The 23,230-nt window shown below is 47.5% G+C and carries 23 protein-coding genes; 14 read left to right on the top strand and 9 right to left on the bottom strand.

Annotated elements, in window-relative coordinates; translation table 11 throughout:
- Positions 1-93 precede the first annotated feature (93 nt).
- A complete protein-coding gene (locus OH459_RS01085) occupies positions 94-849 on the bottom strand; it encodes a substrate-binding periplasmic protein (RefSeq protein WP_017189801.1) in 756 nt (251 codons plus the stop codon).
- Positions 850-917: 68 nt separating this feature from the next.
- Here OH459_RS01085 and OH459_RS01080 point away from each other — a divergent pair, with 68 nt between their 5' ends.
- The 3 genes from OH459_RS01080 (at position 918) to OH459_RS01070 (ending at position 3,999) form a co-directional block, all read left to right on the top strand.
- Positions 918-2,843, top strand: coding sequence for an ATP-binding protein (locus tag OH459_RS01080; protein WP_269984676.1), 1,926 nt, complete (start codon positions 918-920; stop codon positions 2,841-2,843).
- Positions 2,844-2,937: 94 nt separating this feature from the next.
- Positions 2,938-3,147 (top strand): DUF3283 family protein, encoded by a 210-nt coding sequence (locus OH459_RS01075; protein WP_005448858.1) that lies wholly within the window; start codon positions 2,938-2,940, stop codon positions 3,145-3,147.
- Between the two features lie 135 nt (positions 3,148-3,282).
- Positions 3,283-3,999: a YebC/PmpR family DNA-binding transcriptional regulator gene (locus OH459_RS01070; protein ID WP_017189799.1), complete on the top strand. Its 717-nt coding sequence runs from the start codon at positions 3,283-3,285 to the stop codon at positions 3,997-3,999.
- An 83-nt stretch (positions 4,000-4,082) separates the two neighbouring features.
- Here OH459_RS01070 and rodA read toward each other — a convergent pair whose 3' ends face one another.
- The 3 genes from rodA to OH459_RS01055 form a co-directional block, all read right to left on the bottom strand.
- Positions 4,083-5,165, bottom strand: coding sequence for a rod shape-determining protein RodA (gene rodA, locus OH459_RS01065; protein WP_269984673.1), 1,083 nt, complete (start codon positions 5,163-5,165; stop codon positions 4,083-4,085).
- Positions 5,166-5,469: 304 nt separating this feature from the next.
- Entirely contained in the window at positions 5,470-6,480 is a 1,011-nt protein-coding gene (locus OH459_RS01060; protein WP_269984672.1) for a DUF2955 domain-containing protein, read from the bottom strand.
- Between the two features lie 10 nt (positions 6,481-6,490).
- Positions 6,491-7,540, bottom strand: a complete 1,050-nt coding sequence (locus OH459_RS01055; RefSeq protein WP_017818313.1) for an HlyD family secretion protein — start codon at positions 7,538-7,540, stop codon at positions 6,491-6,493.
- A 119-nt stretch (positions 7,541-7,659) separates the two neighbouring features.
- Here OH459_RS01055 and OH459_RS01050 point away from each other — a divergent pair, with 119 nt between their 5' ends.
- The 9 genes from OH459_RS01050 to OH459_RS01010 all read left to right on the top strand — a co-directional run bounded on the left by OH459_RS01050 (position 7,660) and on the right by OH459_RS01010 (position 16,031).
- Entirely contained in the window at positions 7,660-8,580 is a 921-nt protein-coding gene (locus tag OH459_RS01050) for a LysR family transcriptional regulator (protein ID WP_009699803.1), read from the top strand.
- A gap of 84 nt (positions 8,581-8,664) precedes the next feature.
- Positions 8,665-9,333, top strand: a complete 669-nt coding sequence (locus OH459_RS01045) for a hypothetical protein (RefSeq protein WP_017189795.1) — start codon at positions 8,665-8,667, stop codon at positions 9,331-9,333.
- 9 nt (positions 9,334-9,342) lie between these two features.
- Positions 9,343-10,041 carry an ABC transporter ATP-binding protein gene (locus tag OH459_RS01040; RefSeq protein ID WP_005374479.1) on the top strand — a complete coding sequence of 233 codons (699 nt, stop codon included), beginning with the start codon at positions 9,343-9,345 and terminating at the stop codon, positions 10,039-10,041.
- Complete coding sequence (locus OH459_RS01035) at positions 10,029-11,297, top strand: ABC transporter permease (protein ID WP_252045492.1); 1,269 nt, start codon at positions 10,029-10,031, stop codon at positions 11,295-11,297. Before OH459_RS01040 ends, OH459_RS01035 begins: the two co-directional genes overlap by 13 nt.
- The gene (locus OH459_RS01030) at positions 11,290-12,075 is read left to right on the top strand and encodes an outer membrane lipoprotein-sorting protein (protein ID WP_269984671.1); all 786 of its coding nucleotides are present in this window, start codon (positions 11,290-11,292) and stop codon (positions 12,073-12,075) included. Before OH459_RS01035 ends, OH459_RS01030 begins: the two co-directional genes overlap by 8 nt.
- A gap of 45 nt (positions 12,076-12,120) precedes the next feature.
- The gene (locus OH459_RS01025; protein WP_269984670.1) at positions 12,121-13,467 is read left to right on the top strand and encodes a hypothetical protein; all 1,347 of its coding nucleotides are present in this window, start codon (positions 12,121-12,123) and stop codon (positions 13,465-13,467) included.
- Positions 13,468-14,490 (top strand): sensor histidine kinase, encoded by a 1,023-nt coding sequence (locus tag OH459_RS01020; protein WP_269984669.1) that lies wholly within the window; start codon positions 13,468-13,470, stop codon positions 14,488-14,490.
- Positions 14,491-14,505: 15 nt separating this feature from the next.
- Entirely contained in the window at positions 14,506-15,297 is a 792-nt protein-coding gene (locus tag OH459_RS01015) for a LytR/AlgR family response regulator transcription factor (protein WP_269984668.1), read from the top strand.
- Positions 15,298-15,365: 68 nt separating this feature from the next.
- The gene (locus tag OH459_RS01010) at positions 15,366-16,031 is read left to right on the top strand and encodes a DUF2268 domain-containing putative Zn-dependent protease (protein WP_269984667.1); all 666 of its coding nucleotides are present in this window, start codon (positions 15,366-15,368) and stop codon (positions 16,029-16,031) included.
- Positions 16,032-16,148: 117 nt separating this feature from the next.
- Here OH459_RS01010 and OH459_RS01005 read toward each other — a convergent pair whose 3' ends face one another.
- The 4 genes from OH459_RS01005 to OH459_RS00990 form a co-directional block, all read right to left on the bottom strand.
- Entirely contained in the window at positions 16,149-16,643 is a 495-nt protein-coding gene (locus tag OH459_RS01005) for a peptidylprolyl isomerase (protein ID WP_005448882.1), read from the bottom strand.
- A 122-nt stretch (positions 16,644-16,765) separates the two neighbouring features.
- Positions 16,766-18,427, bottom strand: a complete 1,662-nt coding sequence (locus OH459_RS01000; RefSeq protein WP_045485989.1) for a methyl-accepting chemotaxis protein — start codon at positions 18,425-18,427, stop codon at positions 16,766-16,768.
- A gap of 175 nt (positions 18,428-18,602) precedes the next feature.
- The gene (locus tag OH459_RS00995) at positions 18,603-18,989 is read right to left on the bottom strand and encodes a thiol-disulfide oxidoreductase DCC family protein (protein WP_269984666.1); all 387 of its coding nucleotides are present in this window, start codon (positions 18,987-18,989) and stop codon (positions 18,603-18,605) included.
- Between the two features lie 41 nt (positions 18,990-19,030).
- On the bottom strand, positions 19,031-19,804 hold the full coding sequence (locus tag OH459_RS00990) for a DUF4344 domain-containing metallopeptidase (protein WP_269984665.1): 774 nt from the start codon (positions 19,802-19,804) through the stop codon (positions 19,031-19,033).
- 198 nt (positions 19,805-20,002) lie between these two features.
- Here OH459_RS00990 and OH459_RS00985 point away from each other — a divergent pair, with 198 nt between their 5' ends.
- Positions 20,003-20,635, top strand: coding sequence for a CatB-related O-acetyltransferase (locus OH459_RS00985; RefSeq protein WP_009696547.1), 633 nt, complete (start codon positions 20,003-20,005; stop codon positions 20,633-20,635).
- 560 nt (positions 20,636-21,195) lie between these two features.
- Entirely contained in the window at positions 21,196-22,431 is a 1,236-nt protein-coding gene (gene gltS / locus OH459_RS00980; RefSeq protein ID WP_005428854.1) for a sodium/glutamate symporter, read from the top strand.
- A 90-nt stretch (positions 22,432-22,521) separates the two neighbouring features.
- Here the strand turns inward: gltS and OH459_RS00975 are convergent, their stop codons facing one another.
- The gene (locus OH459_RS00975; RefSeq protein WP_154203008.1) at positions 22,522-23,040 is read right to left on the bottom strand and encodes an RNA methyltransferase; all 519 of its coding nucleotides are present in this window, start codon (positions 23,038-23,040) and stop codon (positions 22,522-22,524) included.
- Between the last annotated feature and the right edge of the window lie 190 nt (positions 23,041-23,230).

Genomic DNA, 23,230 nt, shown 5'->3' with positions numbered 1-23,230 from the left:
GCTCGAACAAGATTAGTTGCAGAGATGAAATAAAAATAAAACCGCCAGCTTATCCAAGCTGGCGGTTTTTTATGATTGCTAAGGCGTGGGTGACTAGATGTATTTTTTGATGATGTCGTCGATTTTTCCTGAATTTTTAAGCTCCGCTAAGCGTTTATTGATGAAGCTCTGTACTTTTGGATTCATCTCTGGAGAGAAAGCCAAATAGATGGAGTAGTCAGGGATGATTGAACTGAAAGATTGGATCTGGAAGTCTCCCATTGGCAACTCTAGGCGTTTGATGTTGTATACCACGCGCGATTCCATTTCGACGAAGGCGGTATCACCAGGAGTACGTTGTAGAACGCGATAAGCAGCGTCGTAGTCTTTGACGCGCATTTCATTGACGGTGCCGTTTTCAAAGAATGGGCTAAGGTTAGGATAATCGAAGCCTAGCAGCAGCACGATAGAACGACCTTGCATATGCTGCATATCGCTAAATTTGAATGGCGCTTTGCTGCTGGACACGAGTACGTGTTTTACAGTGTAAATAGGCTGTTCAGAGAGGTTTTCCGATTGCACTTTCCCCCAATTCGGGCTGCCATAAGTGACCCAGTTTTCCTCGCCGCCCGCTTCGAGTACCGAAATCATGCGCTTGAATGGGTAGGTGTGGTATTTCACTTCGTAATCGGATTCCGCAAAGATGGCACTGACGATATCAGTCACAATTCCAGAGTGTTGCTCTCCTTGCTGCTCTATTTGAAATGGGCGGGCTTGCTCAGCAATTACGTAATAATTCACTTCGCTTGCCATAGAGTATGAGCTTAAGGCCATAAAACTAAAGCCTAATGTACGTAAGAGTCCTTTCATCCTAACCTCGATTATTGTCGTGACGTGACTATATTTATAGTAGCGCAAGTTTAAGGGAGCGATTTCATATGGAGATAAAAGAGCGAGCTCAACGCCGATTTAGTATCGGAAATCAATTGATGCTGGCGATTTTTGCGTTGAGTTTAATCTTTACCGTGATCATCTCTTCGATCAGCCTTTATCGTGATTTCAACGATGATCTCGCTCGCCTAGATGTAGAACTTGAACAGGTAAAAACCAGCTACCTGTCCAGTTTCTCTGCCAGTTTGTGGGTTGAAGATAGAGAACTGTTACGCACTCAGGCTGAAGGCGCAATGCGCCTACCCTCTGTGGACTATCTAAGAATTGCCACCCCAGATGAAGTGATCTTCGAACTAGGTAGCGCATTAACGGAAGATCGGATCGAGCGTCAATGGCCGTTGAAATACGAAATGGGGACGAAAATTTATGATCTTGCCGAAGTGACGGTGCAATCAGATCTTAGCCCGATCTATCAAGGGTTATGGCAAACCTTCTTTTTTCTCGTGATCGCGGAAGCGATCAAGATCTTCTTACTCATCATTGGTGTTTTATGGGTGGCATTTCGTTTGATGGTGAAACCACTAGAGTTGCTCTCCGGTGCGGTGAGCGATTTTAGTGGCGGTCATGTACCTAGTAAAGTGACATTGCCAAAACGTTGGTTCTTTGATGAAGTGAGTTTGTTGGAACGCAAATACAACCGAAGTGTTGAGCGTGTGAAAGAACACCAAGCTGAAATCGAAGAGGCGCGTGACAAAGCTGAAGTGGCAAACCGTAAGAAAAGCGAGTTTCTTGCCACCATGAGCCATGAAATTCGTACGCCAATGAACGGGATTATCGGTATCGCTTCGTTGCTCGGAGATACCAAACTCGATGATCAACAAAAAGATTTCGTTTCTATCATTAACAGCTCTTCCAACTCTTTGATGGTCATCATCGACGACATCCTCGACTTTTCCAAAATTGAAGCGGGTAAGATTGAGTTAGAAACCACGACCTACAATCTACTCGATTTACTTCACGAGGTCGGGCGTCTTCATACTGTCAAAGCTCAACAAAAAGGTCTTCAACTGGTTTGTGATATCGACCCTCAGTTACCTTTAGAAGTCGAAGGGGATGTTGGCAGACTCAAACAAGTGCTAAGCAATCTGCTCAGTAACGCGGTGAAGTTCACAGAGCGCGGGCATGTTAAGTTAATGGTGTCGCAGGTTAGCCGAGAAAAGGGTGTTGCCAGCGTGCATTTTCGTGTTGTGGACTCGGGTATTGGGATTGCCAAAGAGAACCAACAAGCGGTGTTTGAGAAGTTTCAGCAAGCTGATGGCAGTACCACTCGTAAGTACGGCGGTACTGGTTTGGGTTTAGCGATTTGCAGTAGTTTGGTCGAAGTGATGGGCGGAGAAATCCGTCTGACCAGTGAACCCGGTCTAGGCAGTTGTTTTGAATTTACTATTCCACTCAATATCGTCAGTGAAAAGGCTATTTCTCCTCAGATACCAAATGTGTTCGATTTTCCGAATGGTGAGAGTAATGCCATCACTTCTGAGTGTATTAACTCAGCCGAAGACGAGGGGAAACCTTGGATTCTGGTGGTGGAAGACACGGCAGTGAACCAGAAAGTGGTACGCATGATGCTAGAAAAACTCGGAATGCAGGTGAATGTTGCCGAACATGGTGAAGAAGCGCTCCAGCAATGCCAAGCGCATAAATTCGATTTGATATTGATGGACTGTCAAATGCCAGTGATGGATGGATTTATTGCCACTGAAAACATTCGCAAGATGGACGAGTGGGGACAGCAAGTGCCGATCATTGCTTTGAGTGCGAATGTCATCAAGGAAGATCAAAAGCGCTGTTTTGATGTTGGCATGAATGAGTTTGTTGCTAAGCCGGTGACGAAAGAACGGTTACAGCAAATCTTTGAGCGATATCTACCAGACTCCTTGCAAACGCGATCGAATCCAAAACAAGCAACTTGAAATTGATCAAGTAAAGTGCGTTTCACTTCTTAAAAGTCAAATCTGTGTGCTATAGTGCGCGGCTAGTATTTATTAAAGTACCTTGAGGCTGTGAATGTCGTTCAATCTATCCCTGTTGCCGCCTGACGAGAAAAACAAAGTCGAGCTTGATAAACAAGCGTCGTTTTTGGTTTGGAAGCTTAAAGAAGCGAAATCTGGTCCTGAGGTAATAGACGAACAGCTGTCTAAGATTAACGACGCTGACGAGAAAGTGTTTTTTCAACAGGCGGTCGATAAGTACAAACGAGTAATGGGTGTCGCATAAAGCGAACCGTGGCTCTGGTGTAAACCACAGCGGCGAATGAGGTTTCCTCCCCATTCCTTTGCAAGGTGAAAGGTAAAACTGTTCACTCTTTGCTAAAATCCTTCGCATTAAATTTGAATTTAGAGAGACATCCCGATGGGAAGAAGTTTTGAAGTGCGCAAAGCCTCTATGGCGAAAACTGCAGGCGCAAAAATTAAAGTTTATTCCAAATACGGTAAAGAAATTTACATGTGCGCGAAAAACGGTGGTGGTGATCCAGACATGAACTTGTCTCTGAAGCACCTGATCGCAAAAGCGAAAAAAGACCAAGTTCCTGCACACGTTATCGATAAAGCGATCGACAAAGCGAACGGCGGCGGTGGTGAAGACTACACTCCAGCACGTTACGAAGGCTTTGGTCCTGGCGGCACAAGCGTGATCGTAGACTGTCTAACAGACAACGGTAACCGTACATTCCAAGACGTTCGCCAATGCTTTGTTAAAGTGGGTGCGAAAATTGGTGTTGAAGGTTCTGTTTCTCACATGTTCGATCACCAAGCTGTATTCCAGTTCAAAGGCGAAGATGATGAAATCATCCTAGAAACGCTGATGATGGAAGATGTGGACGTTACTGACGTTGAGCTAGAAGATGGTGTTATCACTGTATTCGCACCTCACACAGAGTTCTTCAAAACAAAAACTGCGCTTAACGGTGCATTCCCAGATCTAACAATCGACGTTGAAGAAATCACATTCGTACCGCAAACGAACACGCCAGTAACAGGCGAAGACGCAGAGAAATTCCAGAAGTTCCTAGACCTTCTAGATGACTGTGACGACGTTCAACAGGTATACCACAACGGCGAACTGTAATTCGGTTCTCTAGTTGTAAAAAAGGCTTCCCTCGGGAAGCCTTTTTTGATCGTGTTGTTTGTCTTTTCTATCGTGACTAGCGTTTAAGTGTTTCGGTACTTGGAATAACACAGCGACATGATCACGCCAAAACAGATGCCTTGAGTCAGCATCGCCGTACCACCGTAGCTAAAGAATGGCAGTGGACTGCCCATTACTGGTAACAAGCCACTTACCATGCCGGTGTTGATGAAGGCATAGAGGAAGAAGCTCATTGCTAATGCGCCGCTTACTAAGCGACTGAAGAAATGCTCAGATTGGCACGCTAGCAACATCACACGCGCCGTAATGAATAAATACAACGCTAACAACACCACACAACCAATAAATCCCCATTCTTCTGCGTAGGTCGAAAAGATGAAGTCGGTATGGCTCTCTGGAATAAACCCTAACGTACCTTGAGTAGCATTCATCCAGCCTTTACCTTTCATGCCGCCAGAACCAATCGCAATCAATGATTGGATGATTTGGTAGCCTGAACCCAGTGGATCCGACTCTGGATGCAAGAACTGCGTTACACGGCTCTTTTGATACGCTTCCATCACAAAGAACCAAAGTATTGGTGCCAGCGTTAGAATGCTCACCAAAAAGCCGCCAATGATCTTCCAGCTCATGCCTGCAAAGAACAGTACAAACAACGCGTAAATCACGGTGAAGATAGCGCCGTCCAAGTCTGGTTGTAAGGCAATCAAGCCCGCAGGCACAAAGGTGATCAGCAAACAGAAAGCAATTTTGCGAATGTCTGGTCGCCCACCTTCTAGATGCAGCATCCACGCGATCATAATGGGAATGGAGAGCTTGATCAGCTCAGAGGGTTGAAAGCGGAAGAGGCCAATATCAAGCCAGCGCTGTGAGCCATTGGTGCTATCACCAAACAGTGCAACGGCAGCCAAGAGCGAAACCGCAACCAGATACAAATAAGGCGCTGAACGCTGATAACTGGACGCAGGAATCGACGACATGACCAAAATACACACCAGCGTCAAACCGCATCGAGCGAGGTGCTTAAATAGCATAGCTTCATTAAATCCACTGGCACTCCAGAGAGTGAGTGAACTCAGTAGCATGATCGGAATGATCGCCATCAGCAATGGCAAATCAATCCTAGGGAAGAAACGCTTGTTCATCTTCTACAACCTAAAAACGCCCCAACGCGGGGCGAAAACAACCAGAACTCTGCGAGCTCAAACTATTCCGATGCTAAGAATCCAATTTGGAAATAACAGACACCACGCAAAGGTGTGCAAGAGAGGAGTGTGCGACGCCGCCTGTTATGGGTAAGCTGACTTGGAAAGTCGTGGGAAGGATAAATACACCAGGCTGAGGTTTTGCGCCACACTTTTTATAAGGTTGAAATGGAAATTGGTACAGACAGCGCAATGAAATGAGCAGATTCGCCTTAAGTATTGAGCACTTAAGGCGATGGCACGCTTAGGCTTGAGCTTTTTCTGTTTTGTGCGTGAAATGGTATAACGCCCAAAGCACAAACAAAGTCACGGTAAGCTCCCAGGCTCGAAGGAAGGTGCTCTCCAAGCCTAACTCGTTACTGGTCATGTAGAGTTGAATCGGCAACATGGTCGCCAATAACGCATCGGCATGGACATCTTTGGCTGGACCTTTTGCTTTTGCCATTGATGCGGTAATCATAAAGGCAAGCAGACCCAATACGATGGTGTAGTAACCGAACGTGGACTGATGCCCAGCCATCAGTAAGGTGAACACTACAGCTAATGCACAGCCGCCCACCTGAGTTTGAAAACGACGGTCAACCACGTCGATAAAGCTTTTGTGTGTGGTTTGTGTTGCGGCGGCAATCACAGGCACCAAACAAAACGTTGCTGAGATGATGTCGACAATCATCAAGAACGCCACACCAAGACCAATCAACGAGAGTGAAATCGCTCGGTTCTCAAACGTAACAGGCTCTTCTTCAAATACTGGAGGCTTGCCGCCACGTTCAACAGGAAACAGAGTCACCATGGTTTTCGCGACGACCATGGTAATCAGCATCGACAGCAAGATTTCATGAATGCGCATTGGCATGTCCATGGTGGTATGCTGAGCAAACACCACAATCAGAATCCAGTTGAAGGTTGGCATTAGCATCTGACCTTTCTTCGGCGGTGTGGTCGCTCTGCGGCGCATAAAGTCGAAGAAGAACAAGCTAATGGTCCACACCACAAACGGATGCTGCGAAAACACTTCAGTTACCACTAATGCTGCACTTGCTGCTAATAACGTAGGTAGCAAGGTGCGAAGCAGACCAAGCCAAGAATAGTCTTTGTTCTTGGTCATGATGATGGTTGGGTACAGCGCCAGATAAACTGGAGAATCAAGGTTCAGCAGTTTGCCTAGCACCATACAAATTGTCACAGTAAGGGCGACACGCAGTGCTTCATTGCGCTCAGAGCGATTTTGAAACAGGCTTTCGAAGGTCCACATGGTTCACCTCTTAGTAGATGTAGCGGAACATCGCCACCAAGTGAATCCAAGCCGAGCCAATGACATCCATAATAGGATTGCCGCTTTCAACGATCACACTTGCTCGTGAACCAGAAATCATCGACGGATCCAGCTCGTTCACCGTAATGCGGGTACGTACTTTCTGTTGCTCACGGATCCAACGAGTATCATTGGTCACGCTAGAAAGCTGCCCATTAGCATTGTTGGTATCGTAAATCGCACGCTCTTGGCTGCTGACTTCACCAGTAAATACTTTGCCCGGTAGCGCATCGAAGGACACCAACACTTCGCGACCATTAGTTAGCTTATCAATGCCTTTTTCGTTGAAGTCCGCACTGATCCACGCATGAGCTTCGTCCACCAGCAGCAACGAAGCTGTGCCTTGTGTGATGTAGCTGCCTGATTGCAGTTGCAAGTTCGTTACCACGCCTTCAGTTTGCGCCACGATTTGGGTGTGGCTTAAATCCAGCTCCGCACTGGCAAGTTTTGCTTCTGCCAATTCAATAGCCGCTGTGCGGTCTTGAGTAGAAAGCTCTGCCTCAATGCGTTTCACTTCTGCGTTCGCTGCTTCAACCGCGCTGCTGGCGACTTGTGTATTGGTGATCGCGTCATCAAGTTCTTGCTCTGTTGCCAGCCCTTTGTTGCGCAGTTTTTGGTTACGCGTCAGTTTTTGCTTCGCGTTGTGGTATTCGAACTCGCGTTGGCTTTGGGTTTGTTTCGCTGCTGCCAATTGTTGCCATTTCGCGGAATCTGATTCACGTGCTTGGCGCAGTTCGGCTTTGGCTTGTGCCACTTTCAATTGGTAGCTGCTGGCATCGATAGCAAACAGTGGCTGACCTTTTTCAACCAATTCACCGTTATTCACCATCACATCCGTAATCACACCAGATACCTCCGGCGCAATGGTTGCGACATTACGATGCAGTGTCGCTTGGGTGGTGAAAGGGGAAACATTGTCTGAGGTGACTAAAAAAGCGGAGAACAAAGCTGCCGCTGAAAAAACAGTGTATATCGCGTATTTATAAAAATTTTCTTTCACGTCTGTACCTAGTATTCATTCGTTATTACGCGCCGCGTTCACGGCATATTCGGGTCTCTTTTCTACGGAGGCTAGGTTATACTCATCTAAAATTGGAAAAAATAACCAATGGAAGAAGTATGAATTCCATATTTGGAAACGTTGATGATCTGTACCTGTTTTGCTCAGTGGTTGAGCAAGGCTCTCTGCTCGCGGCGGCGAAAAAGCTCGAACTGCCGGTCTCTACTATGTCTCGTCGTTTATCGGCGCTGGAAGCGCGTCTAGGATTGAGATTGCTGGAGAAGAAAGGGCGTGAGTTGGTGGCAACCGAGACAGGCTTACAGGCGTTTGATCAGCTCAGCAGTGCGATGGCGCAGATTGAATCCGGTATCTTGCAGCTCAACCAACAAAGCCAACAAGTCGAAGGGCGAATCCGACTGGTGATGCCAAGCCGCTTCTACAATGACTTGGTCGATAAGGTGGTTGAGGACTACATCAAAACCTACCCAAAAGTGACCATTGATCTGCTGCTTAGCCAAGTGAATTCGATTCCAGAAACCGACCGCGATCTGGTGGTGACGTTCGATTTGGATGGTTTGGACGACATGATCGCGCGCCCATTGTTTAAAGTAGAGCACGCTTTCTTTGTTAGCCCTGAATATCTAGCGCAAGCGGGCGGCAATATTGAAACCTTACAAGATTTAGCCAAGCAAGACTGGGTAGCCAGCACACACACCACACAAGTGCCTATCTATCAGCAAGACAAGTTGGTGGACATGCTCAACTGCAAGCCGCGTTTAGTGGTCAATGACATCACCGCGGTGATCAAAGCGGTGGAAAACGGTTTGGGAATTGCGTCGATCCCATTACGCCACGTTAAGCCTGAATTGAATCTCGTGCGCGTCGCAACATCCTACAGCCGCGGGGATCGCGAAGCCTATTTGGTTTATCGTCAGCGTAACTATCAGCCTAAAGCGCTGACCTTAATGGTCGAAGCGATTTTGCAGGCTTCAGAGGAGCGAAACCATTCATCCTCTCTCAATACCATTCACTCCATATAACTGCCATTGGTCGCATGCAAAAGCAGCGTGCGATCTTCTCTCTTAATCTGAAACCATCAAATCACGTTCAACTAAGGACAGTACATGATGGTTTCTCAATCTCGCTCAATCAAAGCTCTTAAACTGGCAAGTACGTTTATCGCCGCATTTGCACTTAGCAGCAATCTGGCTCTGGCTAATCCAAGCGAGCGCACACTCAGTCAATTCAACCAAGCTGCGCAGGGTGACTCTGGCTTAGTTGATACCGTTTACGGCGAATTATCCAAACAACTCGAAGAGCAGGGCGCAACGCCGGTGACCTTGGTTTACTTAGGCAGTGCGGAGACGTTGCAAGGTCGTGAGGCGTTTATGCCTTGGAACAAGATGAAGTTCACCGAGCGCGGTCTTGCCACAATCCAAAAAGGTTTGGACCTAATGGCGAATCAGCCAGTACCACTGCAAGAGCAACAACGCTTACAAGGCTTACCTGAATACCAACTGGCCACCGCCATGGCAGCCACTACCTTTACCTCTCTGCCAGATATGTTCAATCACTTTGAGCGCGGCTACGAGCTGTACCTTTCTCTGCTCGATGAACCGAGTTTTAGTCAGCAACCTTTCGCCGCAACATCTTGGATTTATCGCTACGCCATTGAAGCGGCACTGCGTGCTGAAGACGTTCAACAAGCCAAAACATGGTTAGCGCAAATGGAGCAGTTGGGTGACAGCAATTTAGAAACGCAAACCGCGAAAGCGCTGCTAGCGAAATATTAGGGAGGCGTCATGATCGTTTTTAATCAACTTAGTCGCGATTACGCCCTTGGCAGCCAAACCGTACGTGCATTGCGAGACGTGTCTGGTGAAGTGTTTGCCGGCGAAATGGTGGCTCTGTGTGGACCGTCTGGCTCAGGCAAAAGCACCTTACTTAACGTGCTTGGTATGCTGGATACTCAATACCAAGGTCAGGTGACGTTTGCAGGCAGCCCATACCCAACCGGGCAAATGCAGGCGGCGAAAATGCGTCGTGAAAAGCTTGGTTTTGTGTTCCAAAAATTCAATCTTGTCCCCGTGATGACAGCGTTAGAGAACGTGGCGTATCCGTTACACCTCAACGGCTTTTCAAAAGCTGAACAAACCGAGCTCGCCACACAAATGCTAGAACACGTTGGCTTGGGCGAGTTTATTCATCACATGCCCGATAACCTATCAGGCGGTCAGCAACAACGCGTGGCAATTGCGCGCGCCTTAGTGCACAAACCAGCATTGGTGATTGCTGATGAGCCAACCGCAAGTCTTGATAGCCAAACTGCCAACAAGGTCATCGACATTATGAAAGGACTTGGACACGAGCTTGGAACCACTTTTATTGTCGCTACACACGACCCTCGTATGGCATCCCGCTGTGATCGCACCATTGAATTGGTGGATGGCAAGATTACCCAAACGCACGCAAGTGTGGAGGAGGTTTCATGGGCAAGCTAATTCCTGTTTCGGTTCGCCTTGCTTGGTTGAACCTGCAACGTAATCGTCGTCGCAGTTTGTTGTCGATGCTGATCATCGCTATTGCCGTGTTTGCGTTAACCAGTGCGGGCGGTTTTGGTCTGTACACCTATGACAGTTTGAAAGAATCGACAGCGCGTGACACGGGGCATCTGACGTTAACCACTCCGGGTTACTTCGCCAAAGAAGAAGAGATGCCGCTGAGTAACGGGTTAACTCACGCCGACGACATCACCAAGCAATTGATTGGCTTAAACGAAGTGCGAGGCGTGCAACCACGAGTTGAGTTCAGCGGTTTGATTTCCAACGGCAACAAGTCATCGATCTTTATCGGCATTGGTGTTAACGAACGCGAATTCGATATGAAAGGACCGTTTTTGGACGTGCGTGAAGGGCAAACACTTTCGAACATTCATGCATCGCGTTATGACCCAGCAGAGCCAGAAGTGATGCTCGGCGTTGATTTGGCGAACAACCTAAGCGTGCACGTTGGCGATTGGATTACCTTGCTGGCGACCACTACCGATGGCGCATTGAATGCGTATGACTTCAAAGTACGTGGCATCTACTCAACCGGCGTACCTGAGCTTGATAAACGCCAGTTGTACGTGCACATCAACAGCGCGCAATCGCTGCTCGGTTCAGACAAAGTCAGCGCGTTATCTGTCTTTCTGTTCGATACCAGTTTAACTAACCAAGTCGAGCAACAAGTTGCTTCGGTTCTGAGTAAGCAAAAACAGAACTTTGGTGATCAAGATATTGAAATTACGCCTTGGCAAGAACGTGCGTTCTTTTATCTCAAAGTGAAAGATTTGTACGACCGTATCTTCGGCATCATGGGGGCAGTGATGGCGCTAGTGGTCTTTGTTGCGCTGTTCAACACCATGACCATGTCGGTCACTGAGCGCACCCGTGAAATCGGCACCTTGTCGGCTCTTGGTAGCTACCCTAGCGAAATCATCGCTGGGTTCTTGCGCGAAGCAGGGTTACTTGCGGTGATTGGCAGCTTCATCGGCGCTTTGTTTACGGCACTAGTCACCATTTTACTGATGGTCGTGGATGTACAAATGCCGCCACCGCCAGGACGCACAGAAGGTTACCCATTGACGATTTACTTCTCTTGGGAGCTGGTAGCTGTCGCAGGATTCGCAGTATTGATGATTTGTTTAGTTGCGGCGTTTTTCTCGGCGCGCAAAGGGGTGAACAAGCCAATTACGGAGGCTCTGATTTATGTTTAATTTCAAATCACTATTACCAATTGCATTGCTGATGGTAATTGGCGTTGCAAGCATGAATGCCAGTGCGAATGAAACACCGCTAGATGCACAGCAAGTCGCGCAATTGATTGCAAAAGCGGACAGTTACCGCTTGCACGATGACTCCTCCAAAGTGGTGTCACTGGTGCGCTTATATCAAGACCAAGAGTTAGATAAAACCCGCCTTTACCACGTGTATACACGTCCAAATCGTGAATCGCTGGTGGTGTTCAAATCAGCAGTCGAAGCTGGGCAAAAGATGCTGATGATGGGCGACAACTACTGGCTGCAAATGCCAAAGAGCCGCCGCCCGATTCGCATTACGCCGATGCAAAAGCTGCTTGGTGAAGCGTCTATCGGCGACATCTCAACCCTGACGTGGAGCCAAGATTATCAAGGTGAATGGAAAGCGACAGAAACCGTCTCGGTGAACGGAGAGAGTGTCGCGGCTTATCACCTTGCCTTAACCGCGAAAACCAAAGGGGCGAGCTATCAGAAGATCGATTTATGGTTGTCTGAGCAAGATGCGTTTCCAATCAAAGCCGATCTCTACTTGCGCTCTGGCAAACTCGCCAAGCAAGCGCAATACGGACGCGCAACCGACAATGGCGAAGACTACGTCAGTGAGATGACCTTGCTTGATAGCATTCAGCCGAGCAAAAAGACCGTTATCGAGTACCAAGAAATCGTGCCTTGGCAACTGGATAACAAGTTCTACAACCCAAGCTATCTGCCTAAAGCCAACACGACTCAGCTTTAGTCTGAGCTTCGTAAATAGAACCATGAAAACGAGCAAGGAAGTCACATGAAATCGCACCAGCCTAACCTTAACAAAAGCACCAGTCTGTTGATTGCTGCGTCATTGTGTGTGGGCGCGTCAGCCCCTGCTTGTGCCAATGATGAACTGAGTTTTGAGTGGGATTGGGCTGTCAGTTACGAAACGGCCAAGCAGCGTGACAGCGCATTTATACAAGCGCAGAGCAGTTCTCGTGATTCACTTAATGCACTCTTGGATGTGCAGGTGAATTATCAAAACTTCAGTGGCTTGTTTGCTCTGTACAGCCAAGGTTTGTACCTCAATCAACAAGGAGAGAGTGATTGGTGGAGTGAAGCTGATAACCAGTTGTTGATTAGAGAGCTGGCTTGGCTAGGGGAGTGGCAAGTCGGTGACACTACGCTTGATGTGAGCTTAGGTAAGTTGCGCGTGGATTGGGGCGTGGGTTATGGCTACCGACCTTTGGATCTGTTTAAGCCGTATCGACAAAACCCTGTTGGCTTAGTCGCAGAAGAGGGCGCGGGCGTGTTTTCACTTTCACACTACGATATGGCCGGCGAATGGACCGTCATTGCGACCGATTCAAGCTGGGGGCAACAAGACCAAAGTTCACTTGATCAAGCCGCAGAGCAACAAGGTGTTGGTATTCGTCGTTATGCGCTGGTGGGTGACACCGAGTATCAACTTATTGGTTATTACGATGATGTGCGCCGAGGTTTACTCGGAGCCAGTGCCATTGCCGTGTGGGATGAATCCATCGCCATGCACGGTTCCATGCTGTGGCAAAAGCAAAGTGTCGGCTATCAGTTTCAGCAGGATGATCTTTACCAACCCGTTTCAGCTGAGGAGCAGGGAAGTGCATTCCAAGCTTTAGTTGGGGTGAACTGGGCAAACCAAGCTGGACACAACGTGATCGCTGAATATTGGTACGACAGTCGTGCATGGTCGAAAAGCGAATGGCAACAAGCAATAGAGCGTGGCGAATTACTCTCTCAGATCCCTGATCCTAACAACTCTCTGTTGGCTAGCAGCGCTCTACTTGCGACAAGCTACGCCCAAGGGTTTCAGCATGCCAATATCGTTCAGCATAACGTAATGCTGCACTGGAGTTGGGATGTGGAAGCATGGGCTGCATGGAACGGCAAAGGGGATATGGGCTGGCTAAGTGATGTAACCCCCACGTTGGATGTGATGTTGTCGCCGCAAGATGGTGGTGTGATTGTCACGCAGTGGCTCAACTACCAATGGATTGATACTGGCGATCAAAGTGTAGAAGTGGAAGTTGCCGCACGCTTTTTAACCGGAGACGACCAATCTGCTTACGCACAAATCAATGATAAGCATATGATTGTATTTAACATCAAAGGGAAATTCTAAATGTGTTCAGCAAAATCAGTGGTGAAAAGTGGATGGCCGCGTAGCTTATTAGTGACCACGGCATTTTGTCTCTTTATCGCAGCAATGACGCTCTCGGTTTGGGGCGGTCCATTCTACATTCATGTGGTGGTTAGCTTTGGATTTGGCTATTCGGCTATTTTCTTCTCATGGCTTGTCGACCGCCTGTTTCCTACCATTCCTCGTTTGGCGGAAGTGGCTATTTCGCTGACGGCTTGCCTATTGTTTGGTGTGGTGAACGCCCAGCTTTGGCTTGGGGAATACTTCGGTATCTCAAGTATGCTGTCGGTTGGTCTCATGGGGTTGTTATTCAGTGCCATGTGCTTTTTCTATTTCTATTCACGCGAGCAACATGCGATCGCTCAGCGAGAGTTGGAAGCCATCAAACGCGAGAAAGCAGAGCAAGATCGTGCGCTGTTGCTGAGTCAGCTTAAGCAGATGCAAAGCCAGATTGAACCGCATTTTTTATTCAATACCTTGGCAAATATCAGTGCGCTCATGTCACAAGATGTCGATAAAGCCAAGCTGATGCTAGAACAGTTAACCGCGCTGCTGCGTGCAACGCTTAAAAGCTCACGCGAAGAGCACACCACCATAGACAATGAAACGGCGTTAATTGAGGCTTACTTAGGTATTCAACAAACTCGTTTGGGTGATCGACTCAGTTACAAGATTGAGGTGGAAGAGGGGTTAGGCAGAACCGAATTACCGCCGATGATGCTACAACCCTTAATAGAAAACGCCATCATCCATGGTATTGAGCCAAAGCGTGAAGGTGGCGAAGTGAGTTTGCTCATTAAGCGCGAACAGCAGAACTTGAAGATTGAAGTCAGAGACTCAGGTGTTGGCTTAAATCACGTGAGTGGGCACATGGGCTCTGGCGTCGGTTTAAGTAATCTCAAGCAGCGAGTTGAAGCTTTGTTCGCAGGGCAAGGGGAGGTTTCTATCAGTGAGTCTGCTCAGGGTGGCGTTTGTGTTCGCTTGCGCTGGCCAATGGAATCGTAATCAAGGAAGAAAGGAATGAATACAGGGTTTACTGCCATTATTGCTGATGATGAACCGCTATTGAGGCGTCATCTTGATAAAAGCCTAGCTGAAGTGTGGTCAGAGCTAGAGGTAATAGCTAAAGTCGCCGATGGTGAACAAGCGTTGCAAGCCATTGAGCAAAGCCAACCTGACATTGCGTTTCTTGATATTCGTATGCCAGTTTTGGATGGTATGACATTAGCGCAAAAACTCAATCAACTCGCCAATCCACCTTTGATTGTGTTTGTCACCGCGTACGATGATTACGCCATCAAAGCTTTTGAGCAAAATGCCGCCGATTATTTGCTCAAGCCTATCTCGGATGAGCGCCTCCTGACGACGTGTGAAAGAGTGAAAGCACGCCTTGCTAAGCGAGAGCAAGAAAGCAGTAATGTGCAGATGAGCAGTCTGTTAGAACAGTTGCAGCAATTATCCGCGCCACAAACGCCGCAATATCTTCAGTGGATCAAAGCGACGCAAGGGGAAGATATTCATCTGATCGCCACGTCTGATGTGTTGTATTTCAAAGCGGAAGAAAAATACGTTTCTGTGTATGCCCAACAAGGACAAGGCAAAGTGCAGGAGTATTTGATTCGTACATCGTTGAAAGAGTTGATAGGGCAGCTTAACCCAGAACAGTTCTGGCAAGTGCACCGTTCAAGCGTGGTGCAAGTGTGCAAAATTAGCAAAGTAAACAAAGACTTTGCAGGCAGAATGTTTGTTCACGTTGGGGAAAACAAGCTTCCCGTGAGCCGTGCATATCAAAGTTTGTTCAAAGGGATGTAATCGCTAGAACTGCTCACTCTTTACACTGTAAACTCGCTGCTCCTAACCCCAATTATCAAGGAAGATAAATGAGTTATCGCGTAACCCTGTTAAATGCGACGGGAGAGTTGTCTCCACTCGCTGAGTATTTACATCAGAAACTTGATGATCTGAGCTCACAACTTTCTAGTTACTTTGATTTAAGTAACAAAGATTTAAGTAACAACGATTTAAGTAACGTCGACCTGACTGTTAGCCCGTTTAATCGCAATGACGTACCGCAGACGGGCATTGGTGGCTATTGCTTAAGTGCCTATCGTGTAGAGATTCTGCTTGATACTCAACGTGCTGATATTAAAAACGTTATTGAGAAAGAACTGGCTGCGGTGTTAGCGCATGAGTTGCATCACCTGTTTCGTATGCGAGCGGGAGAGAATGGCGTTGCGCTTGGTGATGTGCTTATTATGGAAGGGTTAGCTTGTCATTTCGAACGTAAGGTGAATGGCGGCGTCACTCCGAGCTTGTTTGAGCAAATCAAAGATCAAGATTGGCGCCCTTTCTATGCTGAGATGAAAGACAAGTTGACCAGCTTAGATTACAACTTCGACGCTTACTTTCTTGGCAGCGATGAAAGCCGCTGGCCGAAATACATGGGATATTGGGTTGGGTATAACCTTGTTGCTGAATATCTGGCTGATTTTCAAGGCTCTGAGCTTGATTTAGTCGGAGCAAAAGCCGAGCTTTTCTATCAATAACTCTGGCACAAGCCAAACTAATAGGCTGTGTCATAAAAACAAAAAGCGCCTAGGTCATAAGACGTTAGGCGCTTTTGTCGTTTTATAGCGACGATTTCTACCAAGAGGCGAATGGGCTTATTCGCTGACTGTCACTTTCTCAATAATGATTGGATCGCATGGCACATCATCGTGACCAAGCTTAGAGGTCGTTTTCACTTTCGCGATGCGGTTTACGACATCCATACCCGCAGTCACTTTACCAAACACGGCGTAGCCCCAGCCTAGGTTGGTAGTTGCGGTGTGGTCTAGGAAATCATTGTCTTCCAAGTTAATGAAGAACTGTGCCGTTGCAGAGTGCGGAGCATCGGTACGCGCCATTGCGATAGTGCCAACAAGATTCTTTAGACCACGGTTTGCTTCGTTCGCGATAGGGGCGCGTGTTGGCTTTTCTGCCATGTCTTCGGTATGACCGCCACCTTGGATCATAAAGCCGTCAATAACGCGGTGGAAAATGGTGCCGTTGTAGAAGCCATCTTCACAGTATTTTTTGAAGTTTTTTGAGCTAACTGGTGCTCGTTCTAGGTTCAGTTCAATCTCGATATCACCGAAATTGGTGGTCATGATAATCATCTGGTTTTGCCCTTGTAGGTGCTAAGTTGGCGGCATTATAGCTAAGTCGTATGAGGATAGCAGAAATAAAAACAGCGACGTTTTGGCGTCGCTGTTTGCATAGTAAATGGGTGAGGAAAGCGTTAAACCGTAAAGCGACCGACCAAGTCGTACAGCTCGTTAGCTTTGTGGTTAAGGTTGCCACTGCCTGCGCGGTTTTGGTTGGCAAGGTGTGCCGATTGGCTGCTTTGTTGAGAGATCACTTCAATACGTTGTGAAATCTCTTGCCCAACTTGGCTTTGCTCTTCGGTTGCCGTTGCGATCAAGGTGTTCATGTCCATGATGTTAGCAATTGCGGCTTGGATTTCTTGCAGTGCGGCAGAGGCTGCTCGTGCTTCCTCAACCGTTGCTTCACCACGCGCTTGGCTTGAACCCATGGCTTTCACTGCTGCATCCGAGCCAGACTTCAACTGCTCAATCATTTGGTGAATTTCGCCTGTGCTGTCTTGAGTGCGACTCGCCAGTTTACGAACCTCATCGGCAACGACCGCAAAGCCGCGACCTTGTTCGCCTGCACGTGCTGCTTCAATGGCTGCGTTTAATGCCAATAGGTTGGTTTGCTCGGCAATGTCTTGAATCACTTCTAGCGAAGAAGAAATGTTTTGTACATCGCTCTCTAAACGAGAAATTACCGTGCTGGCTTCCGACACCTCTAGCGCGAGCGCTTCGACAGAGCTCGCTGCGGAATCAACAATGTGTTTCGCTTGCTGTGAGTTATCATCGGCGTCTTTGGCGGATTGCGCCGCTTGGTTAGCGTTGCTGGAAATCTCGTGCGCCGTTGCTGTCATCTCGGTCATTGCCGCAGCGACCTGTTCGGTTTCTTCACGTTGACCTGAAGCCAATTCGTCCACTTGCGATGCTCGCTGTGACATGTCGTTGGTCTCTGAAACCACTTCTTGCCCTACGTGGCTAACACTCTTGATGATACCCTGCAGGCTTTCAACGAAGATATTGAAGTTACGGCTAAGCTGGGTGAACTCCGGTACGCTTGATTCTTCCATGCGTGCGGTTAAGTCGGCATCGCCTTGCGCGAAAGAGTGAATTGAAGCATCAAACTGTTCAATAGGCTTCATGATGCTCCGGTTAACAAACACCGCGAAGACCGCGACGATGGCTGCAATCGAGACACAGAACAGAGCAATTGCCGTCAGTGTGGTGTTGAGAGCCTGGTGCGCTTCTTCTTCCATGTTTGCCACAATAGCGTCGATATCGTCAGTATAGAAACCCGTTCCCAACATCAAATCCCATTCAGGAATAAAGACTGAGTAGCTGAGTTTCGGTAGTGCTTCGCTCTGACCGAGTTTCGGGAAGTAATAAGTCGTGAACTCACCAGTTTTGGAATTTTTGAGCAAATCCTGAATCAGGTAATTGCCTTTCTTATCCTGCAAGTTATAGAAGTTTTCCCCGATGCCTTTAGTGTTTTTACCCACTACGACGCGAACGCCTTTTGAATCGTAGCCAAAGATGTAGCCGGATTGACCGAACTCCAACTGTTTCAAGATCGGCAGTGCTTCTTCAAGTGGGGCATTTTGAGCGAGTAATGGCTCGACGGCGGAGCGCGCCATTTGGACGTAGTTTTTGAGCTCGGCTTTTTTCATCTCCATCATTTGACTTCGAGTCTGCTCAATCTCGTGTTCGTTGTAGGCTGTGGTTTGTAGATAGGTGAACCACATCATGCCTATTGCCATGGTTAGAATTGGAATTATTGAAAGGATATATAGTCGTTTTCTGATCGTCAGATTCATAGAGACGTCCTTCTCTCGGCGCAGCGTTACAAGTGACAAGCCGAATAAGCTTGCCTGATAAAATTATTAATACTTATTGTTGTAATGCTTAGAGATTAACCGAGTTAATCAATCAGAAGTACAGGAAGTTTATAAATTTAGACTAAGGTCGTAGCATTTTTAAGCGGGATCACAATTAACGTGAACACGAACCGTTATTGCAGCGAGAAGTGCCCGTTAACCAGTAGGAGACGCGGTAACGGTTTTTGGCAAATTTGAGGTAAAGCCAATCCGCAACAGGTTTGACAGCGCGCCAACGCAGCGGTGCATACAACCAACCGCGACCGACCAGTCGCCATGCGAGATGAGTCACATCCAACCCAAGCAGAAGCTCTCCCTTATCGTTGAGGGCATGCAAAATGGTGTTGGCTTGCTCCGGATCGATCTGCGGATAATCGGCGAACGCCTCGCTGTAGATATCGACGGTTTTGATCTGCTGCTTGGCATCGCGTTGTTTTAGCGCCTTCATCTCTTTGGCGCACAAGGGACAAGTGCCATCGTAAAATACGGTCAGTTTGGTCATGATTGAGCTCATTATTGGCGGTTCTTATCCCTTTTACGCGATTATTTTTCTTTTAGTTCATTGTTTTGCAAGTAATGCAGCCAATTATCGCGAATGTTGCCGTAATTGAATTGGCAGAACTCTTTACGATCGCGTAAGTAATCTTTTTCTACTTCATCCAACAAGGCTTTGTATTGCTCTGGATCGCTACCGTAGACCAGACACAGGGTAGAGAAGTAACGTTGCAGATCGAAACTGTGCTCATCAATGTATTCGCCAAAATCGTAGTAGTCCGGTCTGTCATCGGATTCGAATGCGAACATGTCTGCAGCACTGATCGCCACATCGGCACCGTCATCAACGTAATCAATTAACAAAATGGTGGCGAAGTTATCGACCGCATCTTCCTCTTTACCCAGTACTGGAATGTTTTGATCGGCAATGTAAGCGTGTCCGGCTTCGTGCAATAGTGTGTGCAGCAAAGTATCGAGCGCGCCCGTTTTCGGTGCTTTACCGTAACGTTCTTGGTACTTGTTGTTGGTGAAGTAGTTAAATGATTCCAGATAGAAGGTGTATGGGATATGGATGGTGTGGGTTTCTGGATCGTAAAGCGGACCGTCTTCGCCACCGTAGGTCAATGTCAGTGGGTTATCAAACGGGAAGTAATCATCAGAAAGCTGGACAAAGATGTCGTTCACTTCACTGCTTTCAATCACTTGCGCAGCAAAGCGATCATCGGCAGTTTCCGCTGGGAGGTATTCGATTTTAATGTTTTCGCTCGCAGACGCTGTGGCAGCAAACAGCAGCAGAGAGGCAAAGGCAGAGTGACTTTTCATTTTCGGAATCTTGTTATTTGTTTGGTTTGCTTGAAAATTATACATGCTTTTTATAGTGTGCGCGCTGGAGGACACATTCATGAATAATCCATTACTACTGCAACCCCGCATCCAATAGGCGTCGTTGACTGAGAACGCAGCAACAACGCCACGAGAAATCGTTCCGTGGCATACATTTACTTTATTGAGGTAATTGCCATGAAAAAACATTGGTCCAAATTTCAGTACCTGCACCAAGTGGTGCAAAACCAAAACATCCACATCAAAGGCACCCACAGTTATTACAGCGATTGTTGGGATAATGGCTTCGAAGATTCTGTTGTGCGTTATCTGCATGGCGATGAAGTCAGTAAAGCGTGGCAACCGAGGTGGGAAGTCGATCAGCTCTACATCGGTGATTACGTTTGTATCGCGGCTGAAGCGGTGATTTTGATGGGCGGCAACCATAATCACAGGACGGACTGGTTCTGTCTGTATCCGTTCCTTGATGACATCGAGCAATCTTACCAAGGCAAAGGCGATACCGTGATTGGTGACGCAGCTTGGATTGGCATGCGCGCGATGATCATGCCCGGTGTCACCATTGGGGAAGGCGCAGTGATTGCCGCAAACAGCGTCGTGACTAAAGATGTCCCACCTTACACTGTGGTGGCAGGATCTCCGGCAAAACCCGTTAAGCTTCGCTTTAAGCAAGACATCATTGATAAGCTGCTCGCCCTGCAAATCTACACGTGGGATGAAGCCAAGTTCGAGGCACTTCGCGCTTTCATCTGCAGTAATGATATTGAACAGTTGATCATTGCAGAAGCAAACTATGAAAGTGGCGAATAGCACTGAAATGAGGAAAATTTTCAGCGATATGTTATAATCTCGCTCCGTTGTAACGAGAACACTTGTTGCAAGCTTGAGAATTTCCCGGGATTCGGCTCGTTCCAAACACCATGAGTCAGAGTTTTTAACTACGATGGGATACAAGCAAACCCAGATGTTAGAGCGCCACCTCGGCGCTCTATTCGTTATGACGGGAAGGAACTTTGCTCGATAGTGATGATCACATTCTGTTTAAGTAAGGGAGCCCGATAGCGGTTCAGAAAGTGTCACTCGGACAATACTCACAATACGATATCCATCTCCTGCAAGCAGTCATTTCTGTTTGTCTATGAAGAGGATAAGAAGGAGCTTAACAGGCTCCTTTTACATTTTAGGGCTTGCGAATAGCGCGTAAATCAGAACATCGCTTAACGACCGTCCCTTAAACTAGCCTAAGGCGCATTTAACACAACCTTTTGAGTATTTTCGGAAAAATATAGCGAGAAAATTTGCTATTGAGCGAAGGTTAAACTAACACTCAATCATTACGGAGGATGAAGAGAACAATAATAAGAGGCGATATGAATCATTTAATATCTGTAGGTGCACTGGAGTCCTTTTTGGTTGCGATCAGTGTGCTTTTCCTGGGGCATTTCATTAATGCTAAGCTACCGATCTTAAAGAAATTCAACATACCTGAGCCGATTGTAGGGGGCTTAATCGTTGCCTGCATCATTACTGCTCTTCATTTTAACGGCGTCGATTTGGAGTTCGACTTACCGTTGCAAAACACATTCATGCTGATGTTCTTCGCTACCGTTGGTTTGGCAGCAAATTACACTCAGTTAATGAAAGGGGGCGCGAAGGTTTTCATCTTCTTAGCAGTCGCGTCGTTCTACATCATCATTCAAAACGGTGTTGGTGTTTCACTGGCAGCGGCATTGGGTTTAGATCCGCTGATGGGGCTTATCGCTGGTTCGATTACTCTATCAGGTGGTCACGGCACGGGGGCGGCGTGGTCACAAACTTTCCAAGACGTTTACGGTTTGAATAACGTATTGGAAATCGCGATGGCGTCAGCAACATTCGGTTTGATCATCGGTGGTATCATCGGTAGTCCGGTTGCGCAGCGTCTGGTCGAAAAGAACAACATCGAATCTGAGTATGGTCGTGGTGGTCGAGATGCCAAAACCCACGAGAAATTCCCGGAGTTGGTGACGTACAACGAGTACGAAGAAGACAAAGTAACCGCGAAAAAAGTGGTTGAGAAACTGTTCTTCCTATTGATCTGTGTAACAGGTGCTAAGTACGTAGAGCAATGGGTGAGCACTTACGACATTCAATGGCTGATGATTCCAGACTTCGTTTATGCGTTGTTCATTGGTGTGATCATCACTAACTTCTTGGAAGTGACCAAGATTCGTAAGTTGGATGCCGAAACGGTCGACATGTTAGGTACGGTGTCGCTGTCTCTGTTCCTAGCGATGGCTCTGATGAGCTTGAAACTATGGAACATCTTTGACCTAGCGATCCCATTCTTGGTGATTCTAGGCGTGCAGTCAGTGATTCTGGCTATCTTCACCTACTACGTAACGTTCAAGGTGATGGGTAGCAACTACGATGCTGCGGTTATCGCAGGTGGTCACTGTGGTTTCGGTTTGGGGGCAACCCCAACGGCGGTAATGAACATGGGTTCAATCGTTAACCGCTTTGGTCCATCACCACAAGCGTTCATGGTTGTGCCGATTGTTGGTGCCTTCTTCATCGACATCGTTAACTTGATCATTCTACAAGGCTACATCTCGTTCCTTGGCTAGATAGATTAAGACGCCAAATAAAACAAAAGGTCACAGTGTTGCTGTGACCTTTTTTGTATCTGGCGTTTGCCAACGACGAGCTGCGTTTGTCTAAACGCAAGCTTTCATTTTCAAGCGGTTCTTGTTGTCTCGATTAGCAAGCACTTGCTGGTGGTCATCAATCGCCCCCAGTGTTTTCGCCATGCGATCGTAAAGCACAACGTTCACCGTCGCGGCTAGGTTCATACAACCGTGAGTCGGTACGTACACCACGTGATGCGCCTTATCGACCATTTCTTGCGGCAGTGAGCCATCCTCAGGTCCAAACACATAAACCGCGTTCTCTGGGTGAGTGAAGTGGGGCAGTGCTGTTGCACCGACCACTAACTCAACACAAACAATTTCCACATCGTCGGCAACATTAGCAGTGAGGTCTTCCATCTCCACTAATTGAATGCGTTCTTGTGAGTTCTGGGTGTCGGTCTGAAACTTTACTGCGCGGCTGTAGCGTGTGCCGTTGTAACGAACTTGCGCAGCGTCGTAGCAGCCAGCGGCTCGCAATACAGCGCCAACGTTGGTTGGACTCTTTGGGTTGTACAGTCCAATAATGGCTGTTGGCTTGGTGGTCATGGTTGGTGTTCTGCTTTTCAAAAATTCTAGATAACAGCGCTGAGCGCATTAAGCGGGGGATTATGAACTTAACCACGCCGAAGCGCTATTGCTATAGGCTGATTATTTTTGCGTTGACGCAAACAGAGTGAAGATGGATGGTGCTGAAAATGAAAAAAGCGAGGACAGTACCTCGCTTTTGATGTGTGCT

Origin of the sequence: Vibrio sp. MM46 (assembly GCF_027587135.1) — a bacterium.
In the GTDB taxonomy this organism is placed as follows: Bacteria; Pseudomonadota; Gammaproteobacteria; order Enterobacterales; family Vibrionaceae; genus Vibrio; species Vibrio harveyi.
The sequence above is the reverse complement of the archived record's forward strand: the minus strand, read 5'-3'. Positions and strand labels throughout refer to the sequence as shown.

Bases quoted from the DNA above. Each gene is read 5' to 3' on its own strand.
- OH459_RS00990 (WP_269984665.1), bottom strand. From the start codon at position 19,804: ATGAAAAGTCACTCTGCCTTTGCCTCTCTGCTGCTGTTTGCTGCCACA.
- OH459_RS00975 (WP_154203008.1), bottom strand. From the start codon at position 23,040: ATGACCACCAAGCCAACAGCCATTATTGGACTGTACAACCCAAAGAGT.
- OH459_RS01045 (WP_017189795.1), top strand. From the start codon at position 8,665: ATGATGGTTTCTCAATCTCGCTCAATCAAAGCTCTTAAACTGGCAAGT.
- OH459_RS01015 (WP_269984668.1), top strand. From the start codon at position 14,506: ATGAATACAGGGTTTACTGCCATTATTGCTGATGATGAACCGCTATTG.
- OH459_RS01005 (WP_005448882.1), bottom strand. From the start codon at position 16,643: ATGATTATCATGACCACCAATTTCGGTGATATCGAGATTGAACTGAAC.
- OH459_RS01060 (WP_269984672.1), bottom strand. From the start codon at position 6,480: ATGTGGACCTTCGAAAGCCTGTTTCAAAATCGCTCTGAGCGCAATGAA.
- OH459_RS01030 (WP_269984671.1), top strand. From the start codon at position 11,290: ATGTTTAATTTCAAATCACTATTACCAATTGCATTGCTGATGGTAATT.
- gltS (WP_005428854.1), top strand. From the start codon at position 21,196: ATGAATCATTTAATATCTGTAGGTGCACTGGAGTCCTTTTTGGTTGCG.
- OH459_RS00995 (WP_269984666.1), bottom strand. From the start codon at position 18,989: ATGACCAAACTGACCGTATTTTACGATGGCACTTGTCCCTTGTGCGCC.
- rodA (WP_269984673.1), bottom strand. From the start codon at position 5,165: ATGAACAAGCGTTTCTTCCCTAGGATTGATTTGCCATTGCTGATGGCG.
- OH459_RS01000 (WP_045485989.1), bottom strand. From the start codon at position 18,427: ATGAATCTGACGATCAGAAAACGACTATATATCCTTTCAATAATTCCA.
- OH459_RS01020 (WP_269984669.1), top strand. From the start codon at position 13,468: ATGTGTTCAGCAAAATCAGTGGTGAAAAGTGGATGGCCGCGTAGCTTA.
- OH459_RS00985 (WP_009696547.1), top strand. From the start codon at position 20,003: ATGAAAAAACATTGGTCCAAATTTCAGTACCTGCACCAAGTGGTGCAA.
- OH459_RS01080 (WP_269984676.1), top strand. From the start codon at position 918: ATGGAGATAAAAGAGCGAGCTCAACGCCGATTTAGTATCGGAAATCAA.
- OH459_RS01070 (WP_017189799.1), top strand. From the start codon at position 3,283: ATGGGAAGAAGTTTTGAAGTGCGCAAAGCCTCTATGGCGAAAACTGCA.
- OH459_RS01085 (WP_017189801.1), bottom strand. From the start codon at position 849: ATGAAAGGACTCTTACGTACATTAGGCTTTAGTTTTATGGCCTTAAGC.
- OH459_RS01040 (WP_005374479.1), top strand. From the start codon at position 9,343: ATGATCGTTTTTAATCAACTTAGTCGCGATTACGCCCTTGGCAGCCAA.
- OH459_RS01035 (WP_252045492.1), top strand. From the start codon at position 10,029: ATGGGCAAGCTAATTCCTGTTTCGGTTCGCCTTGCTTGGTTGAACCTG.
- OH459_RS01050 (WP_009699803.1), top strand. From the start codon at position 7,660: ATGAATTCCATATTTGGAAACGTTGATGATCTGTACCTGTTTTGCTCA.
- OH459_RS01010 (WP_269984667.1), top strand. From the start codon at position 15,366: ATGAGTTATCGCGTAACCCTGTTAAATGCGACGGGAGAGTTGTCTCCA.
- OH459_RS01025 (WP_269984670.1), top strand. From the start codon at position 12,121: ATGAAATCGCACCAGCCTAACCTTAACAAAAGCACCAGTCTGTTGATT.
- OH459_RS01075 (WP_005448858.1), top strand. From the start codon at position 2,938: ATGTCGTTCAATCTATCCCTGTTGCCGCCTGACGAGAAAAACAAAGTC.